This window comes from Haematomicrobium sanguinis DSM 21259 (assembly GCF_000688395.1).
Taxonomy (GTDB): Bacteria; Actinomycetota; Actinomycetes; order Actinomycetales; family Micrococcaceae; genus Haematomicrobium; species Haematomicrobium sanguinis.
In genome coordinates, this window is the sequence record NZ_JIAG01000012.1 from 39,873 (window position 1) to 59,952 (window position 20,080).

A 20,080-nucleotide genomic window follows, 5' to 3' on the forward strand; every position below is an offset into this window, starting at 1 on the left:
GACAAAAACGGGGGAGAGGGATGCTGGCAACAGAAGTATTGAAGGACGCGCTGAGCCGCAATCATGACGGCTTTCCAGAGATCGCGACCGGGCTCGATCCGGAACAGCTTGCCTGGCAAGTGCAACCCGGAGCCAACAGTATTGGTTGGCTCCTGTGGCACACCGCGCGCGTAGAAGACGCCCAGGTCGCCGAAGCGGCCGGAACCGAACAGGTGTGGCTCGCGTCTGCAGATGAGGGAAGTTTCGCCGAACGCGCCGCCCTGGATTTGCCGAAAAACTCCACCGGGTATGGGCACACGCCAGAGCAAGTCGCTGCCGTGAAATTCAGCGATCCCCAGTTGCTTTCCGACTACTATGCGAAGGTCGCCGAGACCACCACTAGCTACCTTGCGAGCCTCACCGATAAAGATCTGGACCGCGTGGTTGATCAGCGCTGGGACCCGCCGGTGACCCTTGGGGTTCGGTTCGTCTCGATCGTGGACGACTGTGCCCAGCACCTAGGGCAGGCCGCCTACCTTAAGGGCTTGCTGCAGAACGGTGTCACATCATGAAAAAGTGGCTCTTCCTGAGCATTGCCATCATTAGTGAGGTCAGCGCGACACTGTGTTTGCGCGGGGCCATGGACCAGCCCTGGCTCTACGCCGGAGTCATTCTCGGCTACGGGATTGCTTTTGTCGCTTTAGCGCTGGTCTTGCGGCAGGGCATGTCTATTGGCGTCGCCTACGGTATCTGGGCGGCAAGCGGGGTCGCGCTGACCGCCATCATCGCGGCCATCGTCTTCGGTGATCCCTTCACCTGGGTCATTGCCCTGGGCATTGCGGTCATTATCGCCGGTGTATTGCTCGTCGAGTTTGGCTCGCAAAAGGCCCACGCCCAAGTTGAGGAGCGCGTGCAATGATGTGGCTTGCGCTCGCTGGAGCAATTATTTTCGAGGTCACCGGAACCATGTCGCTCCGGGCCTCCGAGGGATTCAAAAAACGTGCTTGGATCATTCCGGTCGTGGCCAGTTACGTGGTGGCGTTTTCGCTGCTCTCGGTGGTGCTCTCGCTCGGGATGCCGGTAGGAATCGCTTACGGTATTTGGGCGGCCGTCGGTGTCGCGCTGACCGCCATTATTGGGCGGCTGATCTTCAAAGAACCGCTGACCTGGATCATGGGGATCGGCATTGTGCTCATTGGGCTCGGCGTCATGATTGTGGAACTGGGGTCGCAAGCGCACTAGCCACGTACCGGTCGATTTCGCGATCAAAGGTGGGCATGGGCACGGAGCCCAGGGTCAGTGCGGCGTGATGGAAATCCGGTAGCGAAAACCTGTCGCCAAGGGCATCTTCGGCGCGCCGGCGTGCCGCCTGAATGCGCAACATCCCGGGATAGTAGGAGGTCGCCTGAGCCGGCCAGGTGATGTAGCGATCAACCTCGGTTCCCACCTCATGCGCGGACAGCGCGGTGTTGTCGCCAAGATAGGCGACCGCCCGATCTCGGGTCCACCCAAGCGCGTGAATGCCCGGATCCACGACCAGGCGAACGGCGCGCCACATTTGATAGCTCAACATGCCCATGCGCTCATAGTCGTTAGCGTAGATGCCCATGTCTTCGCCGAGCCGTTCGCAGTACAGCGCCCACCCCTCTCCGTACGCGCTCATATAAACCTTCTTGCGGAAATCAGACACTTCCGGAGCTTCCTGGGCAAAGGGGATTTGCCAGGCATGACCGGGTGCTCCCTCATGCAAAGTCAACGCCGGGATACCGTACAACGGGCGGGATTGAAGGTCATAAGTGTTAACAATGTAGAGGCCGGGTCCGCCGCGACCGGCGGTATAGGTGGGCGCAATTTCGGGTGCCGGTTCGAAGATGCCAAACCGGCGCCTAGGCGCGCGAGGGAAATAGTGGTGCGCAACGCCGTCGAACTTCTTGGCTTGCCACGCGGCAAAGTGGAGCAACTCCTCGGGCGTGCGCGCATAAAACTGCGAGTCCGTTTTCATGAAGGCGAGCAAGCCGGGAAGGTCGCCGCGGTGGCCGAGGTTGGCGGCAAGCTGCTCCATTTCGGCGCGAATCAATTCGACCTGCTCCAGGCCCAAGGCATGCAGCTGTTCCGGGTCCCAGTCTTCGGTGGTCGCCTCAAAAATCAAGGAGCGGTAATAATCCTCGCCGCCCGGGCGCCAGGTGGCGGCGAGCGATTCCGGGAGGTGCGGCAAATAGTCGGCGGTGAGAAATTCGTGCGCGTCGCGGTGCAGCGGAATCAGGGTGCCCTCAATGAGTTTCCTGGCCGAGTCGAGAACCTTCTGCGTGGCGGTACCGGGTCTTGAGGCCGCGAGCGCGGCGAACCCTTTCCAGTAAGGGGTCGCTTCCGCGCCGGTCGACCGGGCGAGAGCTTCCAAGGAGTTCGCGGCACCGGTCATCACCGGGCGCGCCGGCCCGAAACCACGGGCCACGCCGGCGCGCAAATTCTCCAGATTTTCCGCGAAGAAGCGGGGGACCTGCGCTAGCAGATTCAGGTAACGATCGGCCATGGCGCGGTCGGCAAGAGACGCGGGCGCAAAGGCATTCAGGCCGGTCCAAAAGGTCGCGTCGCTGTTGAGGGGCCACTCGCGCGCACGAGTGCGGACCATATCCGCGCGCACCCGCAAGAGGTAATCGAAGACCTCGGCGTCGATTCGCGCCGAGGTGGACAGCGCGTCTCGATCGATGGTGGCGAGCGTTCGAGCGGTGGCATCCGTAATGCGGGCGCGCTCGTCATCGCTTTCGGCATCCACGCGGGGGAGGGCGGCGGCAAAGGGGTCCGTGGTGTCCGGGGGGACTAAACCCGCTTTTTCTAATTGCGCCCGGTCCGTTTCGATCAGCGTGGCGAGGGCGGTGTCCGGCCCGAGGGGCGGCGCGGCGGACGCGCTCTTGGGCGCGGCGGGGGAGTCAGGCGACATAGTGCACAAATTACCCGACCGAGCTCGCTACGGCGAACGCGGTCACGGGGCGCGCTGGGCCGCGGACTGATGCGGGGGCGCGCTGCCAGGGCGCTGCCGGGGTGCTGCTGCACGTGCCGGAGGGCCACTGGGAGCCGCGCGTCGCACAGAGTGGCTATTGTTCAGTATACTGAACAGAATACGAAATAGTGATCGACTTTAAGTGAGACCCATGACCGCAGAGTCTTCTGCCCCGAATTCCGCCCCCGCCGTGGTGCGCGCGGCCGCCGCGCTGGACGCGATTGCCGCATCCGAGACCGGCCGCCTGCCGCTCAGCGACTTAGCGCGCGAGCTCGACATTCCCAAATCCTCCGCCTCCAATGTGCTCCAGGCGCTAGAGGATGCCGGACTCGTGGCGCGCACCCAAGCGGGGTTCGCGCTGGGGCGTAAGCTCGTAGAACTCGGCGGCGCCTACTTGCGGCGCCAAGACGAAATCCAAGAGTTCCACTCCTACTGCGAATCCTCGCCAGTGCTGTCCAAAGAGACCGTGCGGATGGCGTTGCTGGATGGCAAGGATGTCATCTACTTGGCTCGGTATGAGGGTCACCCCGCGGTCCGGTTTACATCCAACGTCGGAGACCGGATGCCCGCGTCGCTATGCGCGGTCGGCAAGGCGCTGTTGGCGCGCCGCCACGAGGAAGACGTCTTGGAAATGTTCCCCGACGGCACGGCGCTGCCCGGACTGACCGAACACTCGATCACCGATCCCAAGAAACTCCGCGCCGATCTCGAGGCGATTGCCAAGCGCGGCTGGGCGTTTGAGGACGAGGAGAACACGCTAGGCGTAGTGTGCGTCGCCGTCCCGATCCCCACGCGCGGCACCCACGGGGCGAACCTGGGGCTCTCCGTTACCGCACTCAAGGCGACCTTCACCAAGGAGTTGGAGGATGCGCTCGTGGGTGAGTTGAAGAATCTCGCCAATATCTTGGGCGACCCGTTCCTCGCGAACGCCTAGCCGGGGGCCCGCTCTCGGCGAATCTCCGCCGTTAGACTCATCTGCACCGAATTCGGTGCGAGTTCGGTGCAGAAGAGTCTAACGGCGGCTGCCGTGTGGCGACCGGGCGGCCCGCGAGCCACGCGAACAAGAAAATTTCCCGCATTCGTCCACTATGCTGTACGCTGTTCAGCATAGTGGTGACGAGGGTCACCCCATAGCCGTCAAGGGAGACGCCATGAGCGTGGACACCGCAGTCACCAAACGCGATGAATTCGATGCCGACCAGTTGCGTCGGGCAACCCTAGCAAGCTCCATCGGCTCCGCCCTGGAGTACTACGACTTCTACATCTTCGGTCTGGCCACCGCCCTGGTGTTCGGCCCGCTTTTCTTCGCGCCCTTTGGCGACGCGGCGACCATCGCCTCCTTCGCGACCTTCGGTATCGCCTATGTCGCAAGGCCACTGGGCGGCCTGCTCTTTGGCTTCATCGGCGACCGGTTCGGCCGCAAAATGGTGCTGATCTCCACGATCGCGCTAATGGGCGGCGCCAGCTTCCTCATTGGACTGCTCCCGACCTACGCGATGATCGGCCCGGCGGCCCCCATTCTGCTGGTGAGTCTGCGCATTCTCCAGGGCCTTGGCGCCGGAGCGGAACAAGCCGGCGCCACCACACTCATTTCCGAGGTCGCCCCGCGTCAACGCCGCGGCTTTTTTGCCGCGCTGCCCTTTGTCGGCATCCAGCTCGGAACCCTCTTGGGCGCCGGAACGTTTGCTCTGCTGGGCCTCGTCGACAAGCAGTTGCTCCTCGACTGGGTGTGGCGCGTCCCGTTCCTCGCCAGCTTCATCCTCATTGTCGTCGCGATTATCATCCGGATGCGTCTGAAAGAAACCCCGGTCTTCCAAGAATTGGAAAAGCACAAGCAGGTCGCGAAAAACCCGATCGGCGTAGTCTGGCACGAGTCCCGGTGGAACATTCTGAAAGGTATCGGTATCCGCCTGGCCGAAAACGGCAACTCCAGCATTTACTCCGCCGTCACCGTCAGTTTCATCGGTGCGATGGCAGCGTTCTCGCAAGAAAAGTCGCTCGGCCCCACCGCCCTCCTAATCGCCGCCGCATTCTCCGCGGTCACGGTCGTGTTCTTTGGCTGGCTTTCTGATCGCGTGGGACGCGTCCCGGTCTACAAATGGGGCTCGCTCTTCCAGGCCGTCATCGCCATCCCGGCGTTCTACCTCATGACCCTGGGCCAGTCGTGGCTCGTCATTGTGGTGATCGTGATCGGCATCGCGCTCGGTGTGCAATCCATGCTCGGACCGCAGTGCGCGCTCCTTCCCGAACTCTTCGGCTCCACGCACCGCTTCACCGGTGTCGCGCTCAGCCGCGAAATCTCGGCCATGATCGCCAGCGGGCTCGTGCCGGTGCTGATCGTCGCGCTCCTGAAAGCGACCGATAACTCCTGGCTCGTCATGGCGATCGTCTCGCTCGTGCTCTCGCTGATCACGTTCGCCACCACGTTCACCCTTCCGGAAACCCGCGGCCGCGACCTGGTCACCCCGGAAGACGCCCACAAGTAGCCGCTTTAGTAAAAGCGCACCGGGTCCACGGTGTGCGGGAGCGTTTCGCCGCGCTCCAGGGCGCGCAGGTTCGCCACGAAGCGCTCGGAGATCAGCCGCGCTTCGGCTTCGCTCAGGGCCGAGGTGTGCGGGGACACGAGCACCCGCGGGTGCTCCCACAGCGGGCTGTCTGCGGGCAGAGGCTCCACGGCAAAGACGTCAAGGCACGCGTAGGAGACGGTGCCGTCATTCAATGCGGCGAGCAGTCCTTCCTCATCCACCACGGTTCCGCGCCCCACGTTCACGAACACCGTTCCCGGCTTCATGGCCGCAAACACCGCGGAGTCGAACAGCTTCTCGGTTTCCGGGGTGCCCGGCAGGGTATTGACTACCGCATCGGCGGCGGGAAGCAAATCACCGAGTTCGGCGTTGGTCACCACTTTTCCCACGCCGGTGATGTCCGACGGCGATCGCTTGGTTCCATAGATCTTCGCACCGAGGGTGCCGAGCAAGTGGGCGGTTTCCATGCCGATCTCGCCCAGGCCGGTGATCACCACAGTGGAACCGTCGAGGAGGCGGACGGGCTGACGTACCGTTGGCCACTCCTTCTTGGCTTGTTGTTCGCGGAGCCCGGCTACGTCTTTGAAGCCCTCCAGCACGCCCATAACCGCGAATTCGGCGAGCGGGCGCGCATGCACTCCGGCAGAGGAGGTAATAATAATGTCTCCCAGGTCTTCGGGAGTGAGGCCGGAGGACTTGAGGGCTCCGCCGGCACCGGCCGCCATCGCCTGAATCCACCTGAGCTTCCTCGACTCGCGCACAATCCGTGCGAGTCCTTCGGGGGATTCGTTGGGGAATCCGTACAGGATGTCCGCGTCCAAGAGCATGTCCCAGTACTCTTTCTCGGCGTCATCGCTCCGGGAAAAAGCAGGGTCCCCGGCGTGATCGGCCGGGAAGCGGCGCGGCGGCAGGAGCTCTGGCCGATAATCCACGGTGTGCTCGGGGAACTGCTCGCGAATCTTCGCGACAAGTTCTTCTTCCAGGGGTACCGCAATGGCGATGCGCATGGCCTATCCTCACTTCCGAAACCCGTGCCTTCACGAGCGGGTGTTCAATATGCTGTATATCGGATAATATACTGAACAGGTGATTCTGAGTGTGTACTGAGTGTGTTCAGTGCAGAATTGCCCCGGCCTTCAAAGGAGCACGCCGCATGAGCGACACCCACCCCGATCATATCCAGCCCGACTTCACCGTGGGGTTTGTCGGTTTGGGTCTCATGGGCAAACCGATGGCGCTCAATATGGTGAAGGCGGGCGTTCACCTTGCCGTGTGGAACCGTTCCATACCCGCGCTCGAGGCGCTACAAGCGGCAGGTGCGCGTGGCGTGCCCTCCGTCGACGAACTTTCTGCGAGCGACGTGATCTTCGTGATGCTCCCCGATCTGGCTCAGATTGAATCCGTCTTAGAGCCGCTCTGGGCGCAATGGGACAACGACCTTGCCAGCGGTGACCTGGATAAAAAGCGACTGGTCGTGGGAAGCTCGGTGTCCCCGGACGGTATCCGCACCTTGGGCGCGCGCCTGAACGAGAGATTCTCCGGCCGGGTCCACTTACTTGATGCACCCGTCAGCGGCGGAACCACCGGCGCCGAAGCCGGGACGCTGGCCATCATGGTGGGCGGTAGCGAGGAAGACTTCGCCGCCCTTAAACCGCTCCTGGATACCATGGGCTCCACCGTTTTGCGGATGGGGGAATTGGGTGCCGGTTCGGTTGCCAAGGCCTGCAATCAGCTACTGGTCGGAGTAACGACGGCCGCCCTTGGCGAAGCCACGGTCATTGCCGAAACAAACGGACTCAACCTGCCGGCGCTCTACGAGGTGCTGTCTGCGGGGCTCGCAGGGAGTAACGTTCTCTCCATGATGGCCCCACGGCTCGCCGAACGTGACTATACGGTGCGCGGCCCTGCCAAATTTATGGTGAAGGACCTCGGCAGCGCCGCCGATGCCGCCCGCGCCGCCGACCTTGATCTCACGCTGGTCCCGGCGGCCGCAACGATGTACCAGCGTCTAGTCGATCAAGGCTTGGGCGATGATGACCTATCGGTCATTCGGCGCAGCATCGAACTCGCCCAAACCGCCAAGCCACACTCTTGTGAAGGAGAAGCGCCATGACCGATTCCTTGTTTGACCTCACCGGAAAGACGGCGCTGGTCACCGGCTCCAGCCGCGGGATCGGCAACTCCATTGCCGAGGGGCTGCTGGAATCTGGGGCGTCCGTTGTCATCCACGGTCGCGACGAGCAGACAGTTGCCGAGGCGGCTTCCGTGTTTTCGGACCGATTCGGCGAAGACCGCGTGTTCACCGCGACCTTTGATGTCACCGTCCCCGACGCCGTGGAAACCGGAATTGCTCGGGTCTTAGATACGGTCGGCCACCTCGACATCCTCGTCAACAATGCGGGCCTACAGCACCGGGTTCCGCTCCTGGATCTGGAACTGGAGAACTGGCACCGCGTCATGGACACCAACGTCACGAGCGCGTTCTTGGTCGGACGCACAGTGGCGCGCTCCATGATTGAGCGCGGTTCCGGAAAGATCATTAACGTCGGCTCGGTCCAGGTCGATCTCGCCCGGCCCACGATCGGGGCCTACACCGCATCTAAGGGTGCCGTCCGCAACCTCACCCGCGCAATGAGCGCCGAGTGGGCCAAGCACGGTCTGCAAATCAACGCCATCGCCCCCGGGTACATCCACACCAGCATGACGCAAGCGCTCGTTGATGACGAGGCGTTTAACTCGTGGATCATTGGCCGCACGCCGGCCGGGCGCTGGGGCTCTCCCGAGGACCTCAAGGGACCCGCCATTTGGTTGGCTTCGGCCGGCTCCAACTATGTCAACGGCCAAACAATCTTTATTGACGGCGGCATGACCACCGTCGTCTAGAGCGCGAGCGAAAATTTTAGGCAAGGAGGTGCCCCGGTGAGCCAAGAGACAAAGACGCGTGCCGTCGTCGTACATCACAAGGAGGATGTACGCGTGGAGGATCGCGCGCTCGGCGAACCCGCACGCGACGAGGCGATGGTGCGTATCGCGTTTGGCGGGGTGTGCGGCTCGGACCTGCACTATTGGCAACATGGGGCTGCCGGGTTGTCGATTCTGCGAGAGCCGATGGTGCTCGGGCACGAGGTGGTCGGCACGGTGCTGCGTGCGGCGGCCGACGGGAGCGGGCCCGAGGTGGGAACGCGGGTCGCGGTGCATCCTGCCACCGAGATCGCCGGGGATGAGCCCTATCCTGCCGACAGCCCGAACCTATCCCCGCGCGGAACGTATTTGGGCAGCGCCGCGCATTTCCCGCACACCCAAGGGGCGTTTGCCGATGTAGCGGTGTTGCCGGCGCGAATGTTGCGCCCGCTACCGGACGGGCTGGATTTGCGTTTGGCCGCGCTGGCCGAGCCCGCGTCGGTGGCCTGGCATGCGGTGGCGCGCTCCGGCGGAGTTGCCGGGAAAAATGTTTTGGTGATCGGTGCCGGGCCGATCGGCGCGCTCATTGTGGCGGTGTGCAAGCGTGCCGGAGCAGCGTCGATCACCGCGGTAGATTTGGCCGAGGTGCCGCTTGAGGTGGCGCGGCAAGTGGGGGCGGATCGGGTGTTGAAGGCGCCGTCGGCGTCCGATCTTGCCGAGGTTCACGCGGATGTGACCTTTGAGTCCAGCGGCAGCGCGCGCGGACTGGATTCGGCGCTCACCGGCACTCGGCGCGGCGGGGAAGTGGTCATGGTGGGTCTGTTGCCGGCAGGAGAGCAGCCGGTGCAGATTGCCAAGGCGATCTCCCGAGAACTGCGGCTTTCAGGGTCCTTCCGGTTCAACGCCGAGATGGATGAGGTCCTTGCCGCGCTCGCGGACGGGAGCCTTGCTGTAGACCCGATTATTACGCATGTTTACCCGGCGGATGAAGCGCTCGCCGCGTTTGCGACCGCGCGGGACTCCAGCCAATCCTCCAAGGTCCTCCTGGATTTTCAGGACTAGCACCCGCGCGGTCGGCGGCTCGGCCGCGGCTAGAAAACGAAGGAAATCAGGAGCACGGCGAGGGATGCCGCGAGCATCACGGCCGAGCCGACAATGCCCTGGCCGAAGTCCTTCACGCGCACGTGCGAGGCGAGCGCGAGGGCGAAATACGCGACGATCGCAAGGATGGTCACGAGGCCGAGCACGGGAATCCAGATTCCCAGGATCAGCCCCAGTGCACCCGCAAACTTGAGCGGCGCAATGAGCGGCCAGACGCGCTTGGGCAGATTGACCGTTTCAAAAGTTTGCGCGATTTGCGGGGCGGGTTTGATGCTACCGATGCCCATGAGAATCATGAGTGCGGCCATGACGATGACGGGCCAAATCGGATCGGGGTACATTGTCGGTGTCCTGTTCACTAGGTTGCGAGGTTCCGGGCGGGTTGCCCGGATGTTCGGCTACATCAAGCGTGTCGCGGGCAAAAACATTCCCCGGGATGCTTGCGAGCCGGAGCGCATTGGGCGAGTTTGCGTGCGGATGTGAGCGATCGCACAACCAGGTAGTTTGCACAGTGTGCAAACTTGCCCATAGTGTAGGAGTGTGAGTGAATCAGCTGTCACCGGGCGCCGCGAACTCAACCGCGAACGTACCCGCTCCGCCATTGTGCAGGCCGCCTTCGACCTAGGCGCGTCCGGATACGAAAACTTGACCGCCGACGCGGTGGCCGAACGCGCCGAAATCTCCCGGCGTACCTTCTTTAACTACTTTTCCTCGGTGGATGAGGCCATCATGGCGCCGGTGCGGGATTTCCTGGAAAGCGCCATTTCCCGCTTGTCTGCCCGGCCCGCAGAGGAAGATCTGCTCGAGGCCGTGCTCTCGGCGCTCGCCGAAGACATCGACGATGAGAGCTTCACCACCGTGTGCACGCTCATGGTGACCGCCCAAGACCGGCCGAGCCTAGAGCGCTACGAACTGCAAATGTGGCATGAGGCCCAATCCAGGCTCCAAGAGGGCCTGCGCTCCCGCTTCCCCGCCGACGTGGACGAGCTTTTCTTGGCCACCGCCGCCGCCGCGATTTTCAGTTGCGGCAAGACCGCCATGGACTGCGCCGCCTCCCGGTATGACGGCTCCAACCCCATAGATATGCAAGATTTCCGTTCCAACCTCATCCGCTCCATCCAGGCGCTCCGCTCTGGATTCACTTCCCCCACCTCGAGGAGTTAGACGTGGCTACTTTTCTTTACCGACTAGGCAAGTCCGCGGCCGCCCAGCGCTGGTGGTTTATCGCGGTGTGGGCGCTCATTGTTATTGCCGTCGCCTCCAGTGCGCTGAGCCTAGGCAAGGGGTTCAAAGACAACTTTGAACTCCCCGGCACACCCGGGCAAGAAGTCTTGAATGATTTGGAGAAGAAGTTCCCGGACTCCACCGGCGGGCTCGGCGTCATCTCCTTCTCCACTAGTGACGGTAAGGCGTTCACTGCTGAGCAGCGCGAGTCCATCACCAGCGCGCTGGAAGAGATTGGCCGTCAGGACACGGTGCAAGCGGTCGCCAACCCGTTTGAGGTGCAGCAGCAACTCGATGGTGCCGCCGAAAAAATTGCCAGCGGCCAGCAAGAGCTCGATAAGGCCAAGGCCGAGGTTGCGCAGGGCCAACAGCAACTAGATCAGCAAAAGCCAGTCCTGGATGCGGCCAAACAGCAGATCGATGCCGCCAAGACGCAAATCCAGCAATTGCGCGACGCCGGGCAGAGCGCCGCCGCCGATGCCGCCGCCGCCCAACTGGCGCCGCGAGAGCAGCAATATCAGCAGGGTCAAGCGCAGTATGACCAGGCGAAGAAGCAGCTCGATGAGGCAAACACCCAGATCGCCGAAAACACCGAAAAACTTCGCCAGGGCGAAGCGCAGCAAACCATCACCGAAGGGTACCGCACGGTCAACGCGGAGGGGGATGTCGCCTACGCCCAGGTGGTGTTCACCGACGCGCTGCAAAATCTGACTGCGGAACAACGCGACGCGGTCAAGGAAGCGGCGAACACGGCCCAGGGCAATGGGGTCGAGGTCAATCTCAGCCAAGAAATCGTCCAAGAGATCTCGCTCTTTGGCCCCTCCGAGGCGATCGGTGTCGCGGTCGCGGTAGCGGTCCTGCTCATCATGCTCGGCACCTTAATCGCGGCCGGACTCCCGCTGCTGATGGCGCTGGTGGGCGTCGCGGTCGGGGTAGGCGGAACCTATGTGCTCACTGCCTGGGTGGAAATGGGGTCCATGACCTCGGTTCTCGGCCTCATGTTGGGGCTCGCAGTGGGTATCGACTACTCGCTGTTTATTGTGAACCGACACCGCAACCAGTTGCTGGGCGGCATGGACCTGCGCGAGTCCATAGCCCGCGCCATTGGCACCTCCGGCAACGCGGTGCTGTTTGCTGGAATCACCGTCATCATCGCGCTCATTGCGCTCGCGGTGCCCGGGATCCCGTTCCTTTCGCTCATCGGCTATTCCGGTGCGGCAACCGTTGCGGTGGCCGTCCTGGTGGCCATCACGCTCACACCGGCGCTCTTGTCCCTGATTGGTACACGCATCCTCTCCAAGCGCCAGTGGGCCAAGGTTGGCAGCGAACCGGTAGGCGAAGACGGCGAAGTGGTCCACACCCCGCGCCGCAGTTGGGCGAACGTCACGACCAAGCATCCCTGGCTCGTGGGCATCGCCACGATCGTGGTTCTCGGCGTCGCGGCCATCCCGGCCGCCTCGCTCCGCTTGGCCCTGCCCGACGGCGGGTTCGAACCAGCCGAAAGCACCGCGTACAAGTCCTATAAGAGCATTGAGGACAACTTCGGTGCCGGCTACAACGCGCCGCTCTTGATGGTGGTGGATCTGCCCCAGGGCTCCAACGAAACCACCGGCACTCAGACGTTGGCGCAGGTCGCTACCCAGGTCAGGGACCGCTACGACATTGCCGCCATTACCCCCGGTGGTTTCAACGCCGACTACAGCACCGCCACTTTGCGCATCATCCCGACCACCGGTCCCTCGGATGAGGCGACAGAGAAGCTCGTGCAGGACATGCGCACCTCGCTCGGCGAGATAGGCGCCCAAACCGACACCACGGTCAAGATCACCGGCGTGCCGGTGATTCAAATCGATGTCTCCGAGAAACTCACCGAAGCGCTGCCCGTGTACTTGAGTGTCGTCGTCGGACTTTCCTTGGTGTTGATGCTGTTGGTATTCCGCTCCATCCTGGTGCCCATTGTTGCGACCATCGGTTTTGTTCTCACCATCGGTGCCACGTTTGGCGCGGTGGTTGCGGTCTATAGCTGGGGCTGGCTGCCGGACCTGTTCGGCGTGCACAACCCGGGGCCCATCCTGAGTTTTGCGCCGCTCATTCTGACCGGTGTGCTCTTCGGGCTGGCGATGGACTACCAAATGTTCCTGGTATCCGGGATGCGTGAATCCTTTGTGCACGGTGCCGGCGCGCGGCAATCGGTCGTTGACGGTTTCAACCACGGTTCCCGGGTGGTCACCGCGGCTGCGATCATCATGATCTCGGTGTTTGCCGGCTTCATTTTCGCGCACCTGGCCATGGTGCGGCCGCTCGGGTTGGGGCTGGCGTTCGGTGTGCTGGTGGATGCGTTCATTGTCCGCATGACCTTTACCCCCGCTGTCATGACCTTGCTCGGCAAGTGGGCGTGGTGGATCCCGCGCTGGCTCGACCGCATTCTGCCCGATGTGGATGTGGAGGGCGCGAAGCTCAGTAAGCCCGGGGCGAACAGTACTCGCGGACGCCACGCCCAAACCGTGTGAGCGGGTCGAAAGTGAGAGAATGAGGAGCGTGTGTGCTCCACTAGATGAACCCGTTCTCTCTCGCGCCGGCTTGCCCGAGCGGGTGGCGCGCATCGACCTCGGGGCCATTCAAGCCAACGTGGAGCGAATCCGTAGCATGGTCTCGCCCAGCCGGGTGATGGCGGTGGTCAAAGCCAACGGTTACGGGCACGGCATGGTTCCGGTTGCGCAGGCCGCCATCCGAGGCGGTGCGGCGTGGCTGGGCACCGCCCACGTCAGCGAAGCCGTCGAGCTACGCGGTGCCGGGGTGAGCGTCCCGATTTTGACCTGGTTGCACACCAGTGAAACCGATTTTGACGCTGCCATTCGATCCGGGATCGATGTCGCCACGTCGGGCTGGGAGCTGGCGCACATCGCGCAAGCGGCGCGTCGGCTGGAGCAGCCGGCCCGGGTCCAACTCAAGATCGATACCGGGCTTGGCCGGAACGGTGCCACCGCTGAGAATTGGGATGCCTTGCTCGGTCAGGCGCTGGAGCTACAAGAATCCGGCTTGATCCGCGTCACCGGAATTTTTTCTCACCTGGCTGTGGCCGATGAGCCGCACCGCACCGAGACCGATGAACAGCTCGCGAAATTTCATGAAGCCATCGCGATGGCAGAGGATGCCGGGCTAGATGTGGAAGTGCGCCATCTGGCCAACACCCCGGCGGCGCTGTCCCGCCCCGATACGCACTTTGATTTGGTGCGCGTGGGTATTGGCATGTACGGGCTCTCGCCCTTTGAACATTTGAGCCCGGCGGATTTGGGGCTCGTCCCGGCGATGACGCTGGCGACCGTTGTTGCCAACGCGAAAAACGTTCCCGCCGGGCACGGCGTGTCTTATGGGCTGCGATACACCACACCGGAAGCAACCACACTGGTCCTGATTCCCCTCGGTTATGCCGACGGCATTCCGCGTTCCGCGTCCGGCGGTCCCGTACTGGTGGACGGGCACAAACGTGCGGTGGTCGGCACCATCGCGATGGACCAGCTGGTGGTGGATATGGGCCGCGCCTACGAGAATCCGGGCGACCTTGTGGGCAGCGAGGCCATCCTCTTCGGCGCCGACGGCGAGCAGCCGCTAGCCGACGAATGGGCGCGGGCCGCGGGAACCATCAACTATGAAATCGTCACCAGGATCGGTCCGCGGGTCACCCGCGAATTTGTGAATTCTGCCGAGCCGCAGACGCCGGGCGAGGCGCAGTGGCAGATCACGGTCTCGACGGACTCCCTGGAGCAAACACAATCCGTTGCCGCCCAGTTTGCTCAAGCGTTACGGCCGGGCGACCTCATCATCCTCGATGGGGAACTCGGCGCCGGCAAGACCACCTTCACCCAGGGGCTCGGTGCGGGGTTGGGCGTGGAAGACGGAATCATTTCGCCGACCTTTGTGCTCCAGCGGGTGCACCGCTCGCTTCGCGGCGGCCCCGACCTCATCCACGTTGACGCCTACCGGTTGGGCGAGGATCCGGATGCGCTCGATAGCCTCGATTTGGAATCAACCTTGGATACCTCCGTCACGGTCGTGGAGTGGGGGAAGGAACGCGTGGAGTATTTGACGCCAAATTTTGTTCAGGTATCGCTGCGGCGCGAGACGGCATCGCCCGGTCACACCCATCCCGCCGACGCCGAGGTTCAAACCGACTTTTCCGCCGAAGACGAGGACCAACGCACCATCACTTTCCGTGCCTTCGGTGAGCGCTGGCGCGGCAAACCGCCGCAGTTGACGGGCGCGGAGTAACGCATGCACCTGGCCATTGATACCTCCGCTACCGCAAGCGCCGCACTCATTTCCAACGGCATCGTCCTGGCCGAAACCTCCACCCAGGACACCCGTTCGCACTCCGAAGTGAGCGTGCCACAGGTCGCCGCCGTTTTGGCCGAGGCCGGGGTGGGTCCAGAACGCCTCGACGGCATTTTTGTGTCGGTGGGACCCGGGCCGTTCACGGGTTTGCGAGTGGGCATCGCCGAGGCGCGGGTCCTTTCCGAAGTGTGGGGTGTGCCCCTCTACGGGGTGATGGCGCACTATGCGCTTGCCTGGGACGTCATGGCATCCGGTCACAGCGCGCCATTCTTGATCGTCACCGACGCGCGCCGCCGCGAGGTGTATTGGAGCGCGTTTTCTGCCGAAGGCACTCTGCTCGACGGGCCACACGTGAGCGCACCCACCGAGGTGCCGTCGAGCTACGCGCACTACCGGGCCTTCGGGTTTGGCGCCGGACTCTATCCGGACGCCTTCCACGTGGACCCAGACTTTGCACACCGCCAACCCGGCGCCGCATCGCTGGGGCGTTATGGCCAGGGTGCGCTTGCGGCCGGCATCGCGTTGCCCGGCACTGAACCGTTGTACTTACGCGACTCGGACGCGAAGATCCCCGCGGCCCGGAAACTCGGGGGAAAAGCATGATGAACGACGGCGTGAGGTCGCCTTCCGCGGTTCGCTTCCGGAGCATGCAACTCGCCGATATCCACGTGGTGCATGATCTGGAAACCGAGCTCTTCCCCCATGATGCGTGGCCGCTGGCACTGTTTCATTCCGAGCTCACCCATGAGGACACCCGCTGGTATTGGGTGGTCGAATCCGAGGCGGAACCCGGGCGAGTCATCGGCTATGCGGGGCTCATGTACCTGTCCCCGATTGCCGATATTCAAACCATCGCGGTGCACCCGGATTATGAGGGTCAGGGCATCGGGAGCAGCCTGTTGCAGCGGATGATTTCCGAAAGCATTCGCCGCGGTGCCGAAGCGATCATGCTTGAGGTGCGCAAGGACAATGAGCGGGCTACTCGGCTTTACGAGCGTTTTGGCTTTGAAACGATCGGCGAAAGGCCGCGATATTACGGCGACGGCGCAGACGCGGCGGTCATGCGGAAGGAACTCGGCGCAGAGCAAGCGGCTTCGAACGCGCAAGGGGACGCGACCGGCCCCGCTGCCGTCGATTCGACGCCCGCTGTCCCCGCGCTGCCCCGGGAACCGCTGATTTTGGGTATTGAAACCTCGTGCGATGAGACGGGCGTGGGTATTGTGCGTGGCACCGCGCTGCTCGCGAATGTGGTGGCGTCCTCCATGGAACTGCACGTACCATACGGCGGGGTGATCCCGGAGATCGCGGCCCGCGCGCACTTGGACGCCCTGACTCCGACCATTGCCGAGGCGTTGAACCAGGCGGATGTGGCGCTGGAGGACCTCGATGCGATAGCCGTCACGAGCGGTCCAGGGTTGGCCGGTGCGCTCATGGTCGGTGTCGCCGGAGCCAAGGCGCTGGGCTTGGCCACCGGGAAGCCGCTCTATGGACTCAACCACCTGGTCGGTCACATCGCCGTGGGCTTGCTGGATGCCGGCGTCGAGACATTGCCGCCCCACCTTGGCGCACTCTTGGTTTCCGGCGGCCACACCGAGATCCTGAAGGTTAATTCGTTGACCGAGGATGTCGAGCTGTTGGGGTCGACCATAGACGATGCGGCCGGCGAAGCATATGACAAGGTGGCCCGCATCCTCGGCCTGGACTACCCGGGTGGGCCGGCGATCGACAAACTCGCCAGAGACGGGGACCCGAAAGCATTCACCTTCCCGCGAGCCCTGTCCCTGCCGAAATTTATGGGTAGCGCCGAGAACCCGGGTAAGCACCGCTACGACTTCTCCTTCAGCGGGCTCAAGACCGCGGCGCTACGGGCCGTGGAACAGTTTGAGGCGCGCGGCCTGCCGGTCCCGGCCGCCGATATCGCGGCAAGTTTCCAGGAGGCAGTTGCGGATGTGCTCACCTGCAAGACGATTCTCGCCGCCCAAGAAAACGGCATCGATGCGCTGCTCCTGGGTGGGGGAGTGGCCGCGAATTCGCGCATCCGCTCGCTGTTGGCCGAGCGCTGCGCCGAGGCCGGCATTGAGCTCATCACCCCGCCCATCGCGCTCTGCACAGACAACGGCGCGATGATCGCAACCCTCGGCGCGCAAGTGATGTCGGCCGGCGTTGCCCCGAGCGGACTCAATTTCGAATCCGACCCCTCCCAGCCAGTCACCGAAATCACCACCACCCCCCAATCGACTGTGCAGAACACGCACGCGACACGCCGTTAAAGCGTGCATTTTCTGCACAGTCGACTTCCAGTGTGCACTTTCCAGGGCCAGCTGACCCCACCTGCCGCCTCGGCGAAGGGGGACGGGGGCAGAGGCAGTGAGCGCGGGTGCGCCTTGGTGAGGAACGACGGCGGTGCGTCGCCTTAAGAAGGCAACGCACCGCCGTCGTGCTTCAGCAAGCACCCTCCCTCGACTGTGTAGCAGTTAATGCCCATGACACCGCTCAACATGGGCATTAACTGCTACATAGTCGAGGTGTGAGGTAGATCACATAAACTGAGCGTGACGATTGCGCACCGGCGCACGTCTTATCTATGTCAGCAAGTACATCTCGCGAAAGGGACGTAAACAATGAGCACTACTACCCCAGAGAACAAGCAGAACTCCAGCGCGACCAAGAACTCCCCGGACAAGACGGTAAAGAACGGCGTGGCCGTACCGAATGATTCGGGCGACGCGGGCAAGACCATCATCGAGGGCAACGTTGTTGCCAAGGTGATCGGCATCGCAGCGCGGGATGTATCGGGCGTGTACGCGCTCGGTGGCGGAGCGGCTCGGGCGATCGGCGCCATCCGCGATGCCGTCGGCAACACCGACCTGACTCAGGGCGTGTCCGTCGAAGTTGGCGAAAAACAGGTTGCCGCAGATTTGACGATCGTGGTCGAGTACCCGCAACCGCTCAAGCAGGTCGCTGACGATGTGCGCGCCGCCGTGTACAAGGCCGTCGAGGATTTGGTGGGCTTGGAAGTCGTGGAGGTCAACATCTCGATCACCGACATCCACATCCCGTCGGATGACAAAGACAAAGAGGATTCCCGTTCGGATGAGAATTCCGGACAGGAGAGCGCTCGCCGCGAGGACAACAGCGGACGCGTTCAGTAACAGCTGACCCACAAGGGCCAGTGACCAACCAAGGAGGACATGAAAAATGGGTATCGGAGATAAAGCAGAGAACAAGTTTCAGGACCTCACCGGCAAGGCTAAGGAAGGCGCCGGAAAGGCCACTGACAACAAAGATCTTGAAGCAGAGGGCAAGGGCGATCAGGCTCAAGCCGGCCTCAAGGACGCTGTAGAGAACGTCAAGGACTTCGCCAAGGATGCCGGCGACAAGATCAAGGACGTTTTCAACAAGGATAAGAAGTAACCCACACCACAACCCCTAAGCCGATGCCCGGTTCGCCCGTCCCCCCATTGAGCGGTGAGCCGGGCATCGACCCTCTCAGGGACCTTTTGGGAGTTCGTGACATACTTTTTCGGAGCGAGCGAGTAGCAAAGGGGCGTGATCAGTGAGTTACCTTTCACAAGCGCCCGATGCGCTACTGGTCATCCGTAGCCGGGAGGGCGATCTTGCGGCCTTCGAAGCGTTAGTCACTCGTTACGCGCTACTCATGCGCTCCTACGCCTACCGCATCATCGGCTCGCTTCCCGAAGCCGAGGACGCGGTACAAGAAACGCTGATCACGGCATGGCAGACCATGGACAAGCTACGAGAGCCAGCAAAAGCCAAGAGTTGGCTCATGCGCATTGTCTCGTCAAAGAGCATTGACGCAATCCGGTCACGCAAAGACTACGTTGACCTGGAAGAAGTCGGCGAACCCGGAACGGAAAGCTCCTCACCCGAGGACGTTGCCATCGCCAGCTCTCGCATGGAAGCGCTCGCGCTGGCGCTCGACAAGCTTCCACCCCTGGGCAGACGTTGCTGGGTGTTGCGCGAAATCGGGGAGCAGTCCTATGTCGACATCGCCAAACAACTGGGCGTTCCGCCCTCGACCGTCCGTGGACAAATTGCCCGGGCGCGAGCGTTCCTGGACCATGAATTGAGGGACTGGACATGAGCGAAAACCAGTCAAGCGCACTCGGTCAACTCTTGACCGAGTACGATTTCAAAGCACACAGCGAAAGCGACCGCAATTGGTTGCGCGGCTTTTTGCAAAACATCGCCCTTGAGGCGCAAAGCGGGAGAATGATTCCGCTCGTAGCCCCTGCCGCGCCCGCCGCAAAGAGCGCGGCGAAGAGCGCCGCCAAGGGCACAGCCAAGGGCACAGCCAAGGGCACAGCCAAAAGCGCCGGGCCCGCAGCCAGCACGGCGGACATTGAACTCTGGCAAACCGAAGGCGCACTCCTCGACCTCGTCCGCGCCACCGTGGACGGCCACGATTCGCTCCTGATTGAGCACGTGGAATTCCTTGGCGATGTGTCGCAAAGCGGTGCCAGCGTGGGCGTGTCATTGACCGCCGTCGTACTTGTGGAAACTACCCCGCAGGGCGCGCCCAAGGCGCCCGCCCTCTCGGCCAGCGCGGCCGCCGACCGCGCCCGCACCCGTATCCGCGAGGCGCTGGCACGCCACTCGCAACTTCGCGTGGGCGCCATTGACGTGACGATTACCGATGTCATTGTGTTGCACGCGGCGGAGGACGCCGATGAGTAAGTCCCCAAGCGGATCCGCCGCCTCAGACAAACTCACCCAAGCCGTCGCCGCGCTCGCCGGTGTGGCCGAGGTGTACCCGCCGCACGGCGCCATCCGTGCCGAAGCGGAGCGGCTGTGGAAGGTCCTGGGCGGCGAAGACCCGGAAACCACCCGCAAGGCCGGGTTCGTGGAGGTCACCGACAGCAAGGCGACCGCCCGCATTTCGGTGACGGCAGACGCGAGCGCCCCGGACGTCGCTAAGAACGTGGCCGCGCTCCTGGCCAAGCACCATCCGGACGCCGAAATCAGCGTCACCGTGGTGCGCATTCAAGGCGACTAGGCC

General features: G+C 63.0%; 21 protein-coding genes. 18 read left to right on the plus strand and 3 right to left on the minus strand.

The genetic code is table 11. The annotated features are described in order from the left end of the window. Nucleotides 1–20 precede the first annotated feature (20 nt). Genes O148_RS0111095 through O148_RS0111105 form a run of 3 tightly spaced genes read left to right on the plus strand, consistent with a single transcriptional unit; the run spans nt 21 to nt 1,221 of the window. Nucleotides 21–551 (plus strand): mycothiol transferase, encoded by a 531-nt coding sequence (locus O148_RS0111095; protein WP_026530971.1) that lies wholly within the window; start codon nt 21–23, stop codon nt 549–551. Further along, nucleotides 548–898, plus strand: coding sequence for a DMT family transporter (locus O148_RS0111100; RefSeq protein ID WP_026530972.1), 351 nt, complete (start codon nt 548–550; stop codon nt 896–898). Before O148_RS0111095 ends, O148_RS0111100 begins: the two co-directional genes overlap by 4 nt. Continuing rightward, nucleotides 895–1,221: a DMT family transporter gene (locus tag O148_RS0111105; protein WP_205618187.1), complete on the plus strand. Its 327-nt coding sequence runs from the start codon at nt 895–897 to the stop codon at nt 1,219–1,221. Before O148_RS0111100 ends, O148_RS0111105 begins: the two co-directional genes overlap by 4 nt. Here O148_RS0111105 and O148_RS16225 read toward each other — a convergent pair. After that, on the minus strand, nt 1,187–2,917 hold the full coding sequence (locus O148_RS16225) for a DUF885 domain-containing protein (protein WP_084157269.1): 1,731 nt from the start codon (nt 2,915–2,917) through the stop codon (nt 1,187–1,189). The two genes, O148_RS0111105 and O148_RS16225, sit on opposite strands and share 35 nt — an antisense overlap. A 211-nt stretch (nt 2,918–3,128) precedes the next feature. Here O148_RS16225 and O148_RS0111115 point away from each other — a divergent pair, with 211 nt between their 5' ends. After that, nucleotides 3,129–3,911: an IclR family transcriptional regulator gene (locus O148_RS0111115; RefSeq protein ID WP_026530974.1), complete on the plus strand. Its 783-nt coding sequence runs from the start codon at nt 3,129–3,131 to the stop codon at nt 3,909–3,911. A 217-nt stretch (nt 3,912–4,128) separates the two neighbouring features. After that, nucleotides 4,129–5,463 (plus strand): MFS transporter, encoded by a 1,335-nt coding sequence (locus O148_RS0111120; protein WP_051620125.1) that lies wholly within the window; start codon nt 4,129–4,131, stop codon nt 5,461–5,463. A 5-nt stretch (nt 5,464–5,468) separates the two neighbouring features. Here the strand turns inward: O148_RS0111120 and O148_RS0111125 are convergent, their stop codons facing one another. Further along, nucleotides 5,469–6,509 carry a D-2-hydroxyacid dehydrogenase gene (locus tag O148_RS0111125; protein ID WP_026530976.1) on the minus strand — a complete coding sequence of 347 codons (1,041 nt, stop codon included), beginning with the start codon at nt 6,507–6,509 and terminating at the stop codon, nt 5,469–5,471. Between the two features lie 146 nt (nt 6,510–6,655). Here O148_RS0111125 and O148_RS16230 point away from each other — a divergent pair, with 146 nt between their 5' ends. From O148_RS16230 to O148_RS0111140, 3 genes are read left to right on the plus strand one after another with little or no spacing between them, the layout of a single operon-like run. Further along, complete coding sequence (locus O148_RS16230) at nt 6,656–7,615, plus strand: NAD(P)-dependent oxidoreductase (RefSeq protein ID WP_051620126.1); 960 nt, start codon at nt 6,656–6,658, stop codon at nt 7,613–7,615. Further along, entirely contained in the window at nt 7,612–8,385 is a 774-nt protein-coding gene (locus O148_RS0111135) for a glucose 1-dehydrogenase (protein WP_026530977.1), read from the plus strand. Before O148_RS16230 ends, O148_RS0111135 begins: the two co-directional genes overlap by 4 nt. Before the next feature lie 36 nt (nt 8,386–8,421). Continuing rightward, nucleotides 8,422–9,465: an L-idonate 5-dehydrogenase gene (locus O148_RS0111140; protein ID WP_026530978.1), complete on the plus strand. Its 1,044-nt coding sequence runs from the start codon at nt 8,422–8,424 to the stop codon at nt 9,463–9,465. Nucleotides 9,466–9,494: 29 nt separating this feature from the next. Here O148_RS0111140 and O148_RS0111145 read toward each other — a convergent pair whose 3' ends face one another. Beyond that, the gene (locus O148_RS0111145; RefSeq protein ID WP_026530979.1) at nt 9,495–9,863 is read right to left on the minus strand and encodes a DoxX family protein; all 369 of its coding nucleotides are present in this window, start codon (nt 9,861–9,863) and stop codon (nt 9,495–9,497) included. Nucleotides 9,864–10,044: 181 nt separating this feature from the next. On the opposite strand from O148_RS0111145, the gene O148_RS16235 reads away from it, so the two are divergent. The 10 genes from O148_RS16235 to O148_RS0111195 all read left to right on the plus strand — a co-directional run bounded on the left by O148_RS16235 (nt 10,045) and on the right by O148_RS0111195 (nt 20,077). Beyond that, on the plus strand, nt 10,045–10,668 hold the full coding sequence (locus tag O148_RS16235) for a TetR/AcrR family transcriptional regulator (RefSeq protein ID WP_051620127.1): 624 nt from the start codon (nt 10,045–10,047) through the stop codon (nt 10,666–10,668). 2 nt (nt 10,669–10,670) lie between these two features. After that, nucleotides 10,671–13,238 (plus strand): MMPL family transporter, encoded by a 2,568-nt coding sequence (locus tag O148_RS0111155; RefSeq protein ID WP_026530980.1) that lies wholly within the window; start codon nt 10,671–10,673, stop codon nt 13,236–13,238. Between the two features lie 28 nt (nt 13,239–13,266). Continuing rightward, nucleotides 13,267–14,997: an alanine racemase gene (gene alr / locus O148_RS16240; protein WP_240470855.1), complete on the plus strand. Its 1,731-nt coding sequence runs from the start codon at nt 13,267–13,269 to the stop codon at nt 14,995–14,997. 3 nt (nt 14,998–15,000) lie between these two features. After that, the gene (tsaB, locus tag O148_RS0111165) at nt 15,001–15,663 is read left to right on the plus strand and encodes a tRNA (adenosine(37)-N6)-threonylcarbamoyltransferase complex dimerization subunit type 1 TsaB (RefSeq protein WP_026530981.1); all 663 of its coding nucleotides are present in this window, start codon (nt 15,001–15,003) and stop codon (nt 15,661–15,663) included. 44 nt (nt 15,664–15,707) lie between these two features. After that, nucleotides 15,708–17,330, plus strand: coding sequence for a tRNA (adenosine(37)-N6)-threonylcarbamoyltransferase complex transferase subunit TsaD (gene tsaD, locus O148_RS16245; protein ID WP_084157274.1), 1,623 nt, complete (start codon nt 15,708–15,710; stop codon nt 17,328–17,330). 351 nt (nt 17,331–17,681) lie between these two features. After that, a complete protein-coding gene (locus tag O148_RS16250) occupies nt 17,682–18,212 on the plus strand; it encodes an Asp23/Gls24 family envelope stress response protein (protein ID WP_051620128.1) in 531 nt (176 codons plus the stop codon). A gap of 46 nt (nt 18,213–18,258) precedes the next feature. After that, a complete protein-coding gene (locus O148_RS0111180; RefSeq protein WP_026530982.1) occupies nt 18,259–18,474 on the plus strand; it encodes a CsbD family protein in 216 nt (71 codons plus the stop codon). A gap of 142 nt (nt 18,475–18,616) precedes the next feature. Further along, a complete protein-coding gene (locus O148_RS0111185; protein ID WP_026530983.1) occupies nt 18,617–19,165 on the plus strand; it encodes an RNA polymerase sigma factor in 549 nt (182 codons plus the stop codon). Next, on the plus strand, nt 19,162–19,758 hold the full coding sequence (locus tag O148_RS0111190; protein WP_026530984.1) for a hypothetical protein: 597 nt from the start codon (nt 19,162–19,164) through the stop codon (nt 19,756–19,758). The genes O148_RS0111185 and O148_RS0111190 overlap by 4 nt, the downstream gene beginning before the upstream one ends. Further along, nucleotides 19,751–20,077, plus strand: a complete 327-nt coding sequence (locus O148_RS0111195) for a hypothetical protein (RefSeq protein WP_026530985.1) — start codon at nt 19,751–19,753, stop codon at nt 20,075–20,077. The genes O148_RS0111190 and O148_RS0111195 overlap by 8 nt, the downstream gene beginning before the upstream one ends. Nucleotides 20,078–20,080: the final 3 nt, after the last annotated feature.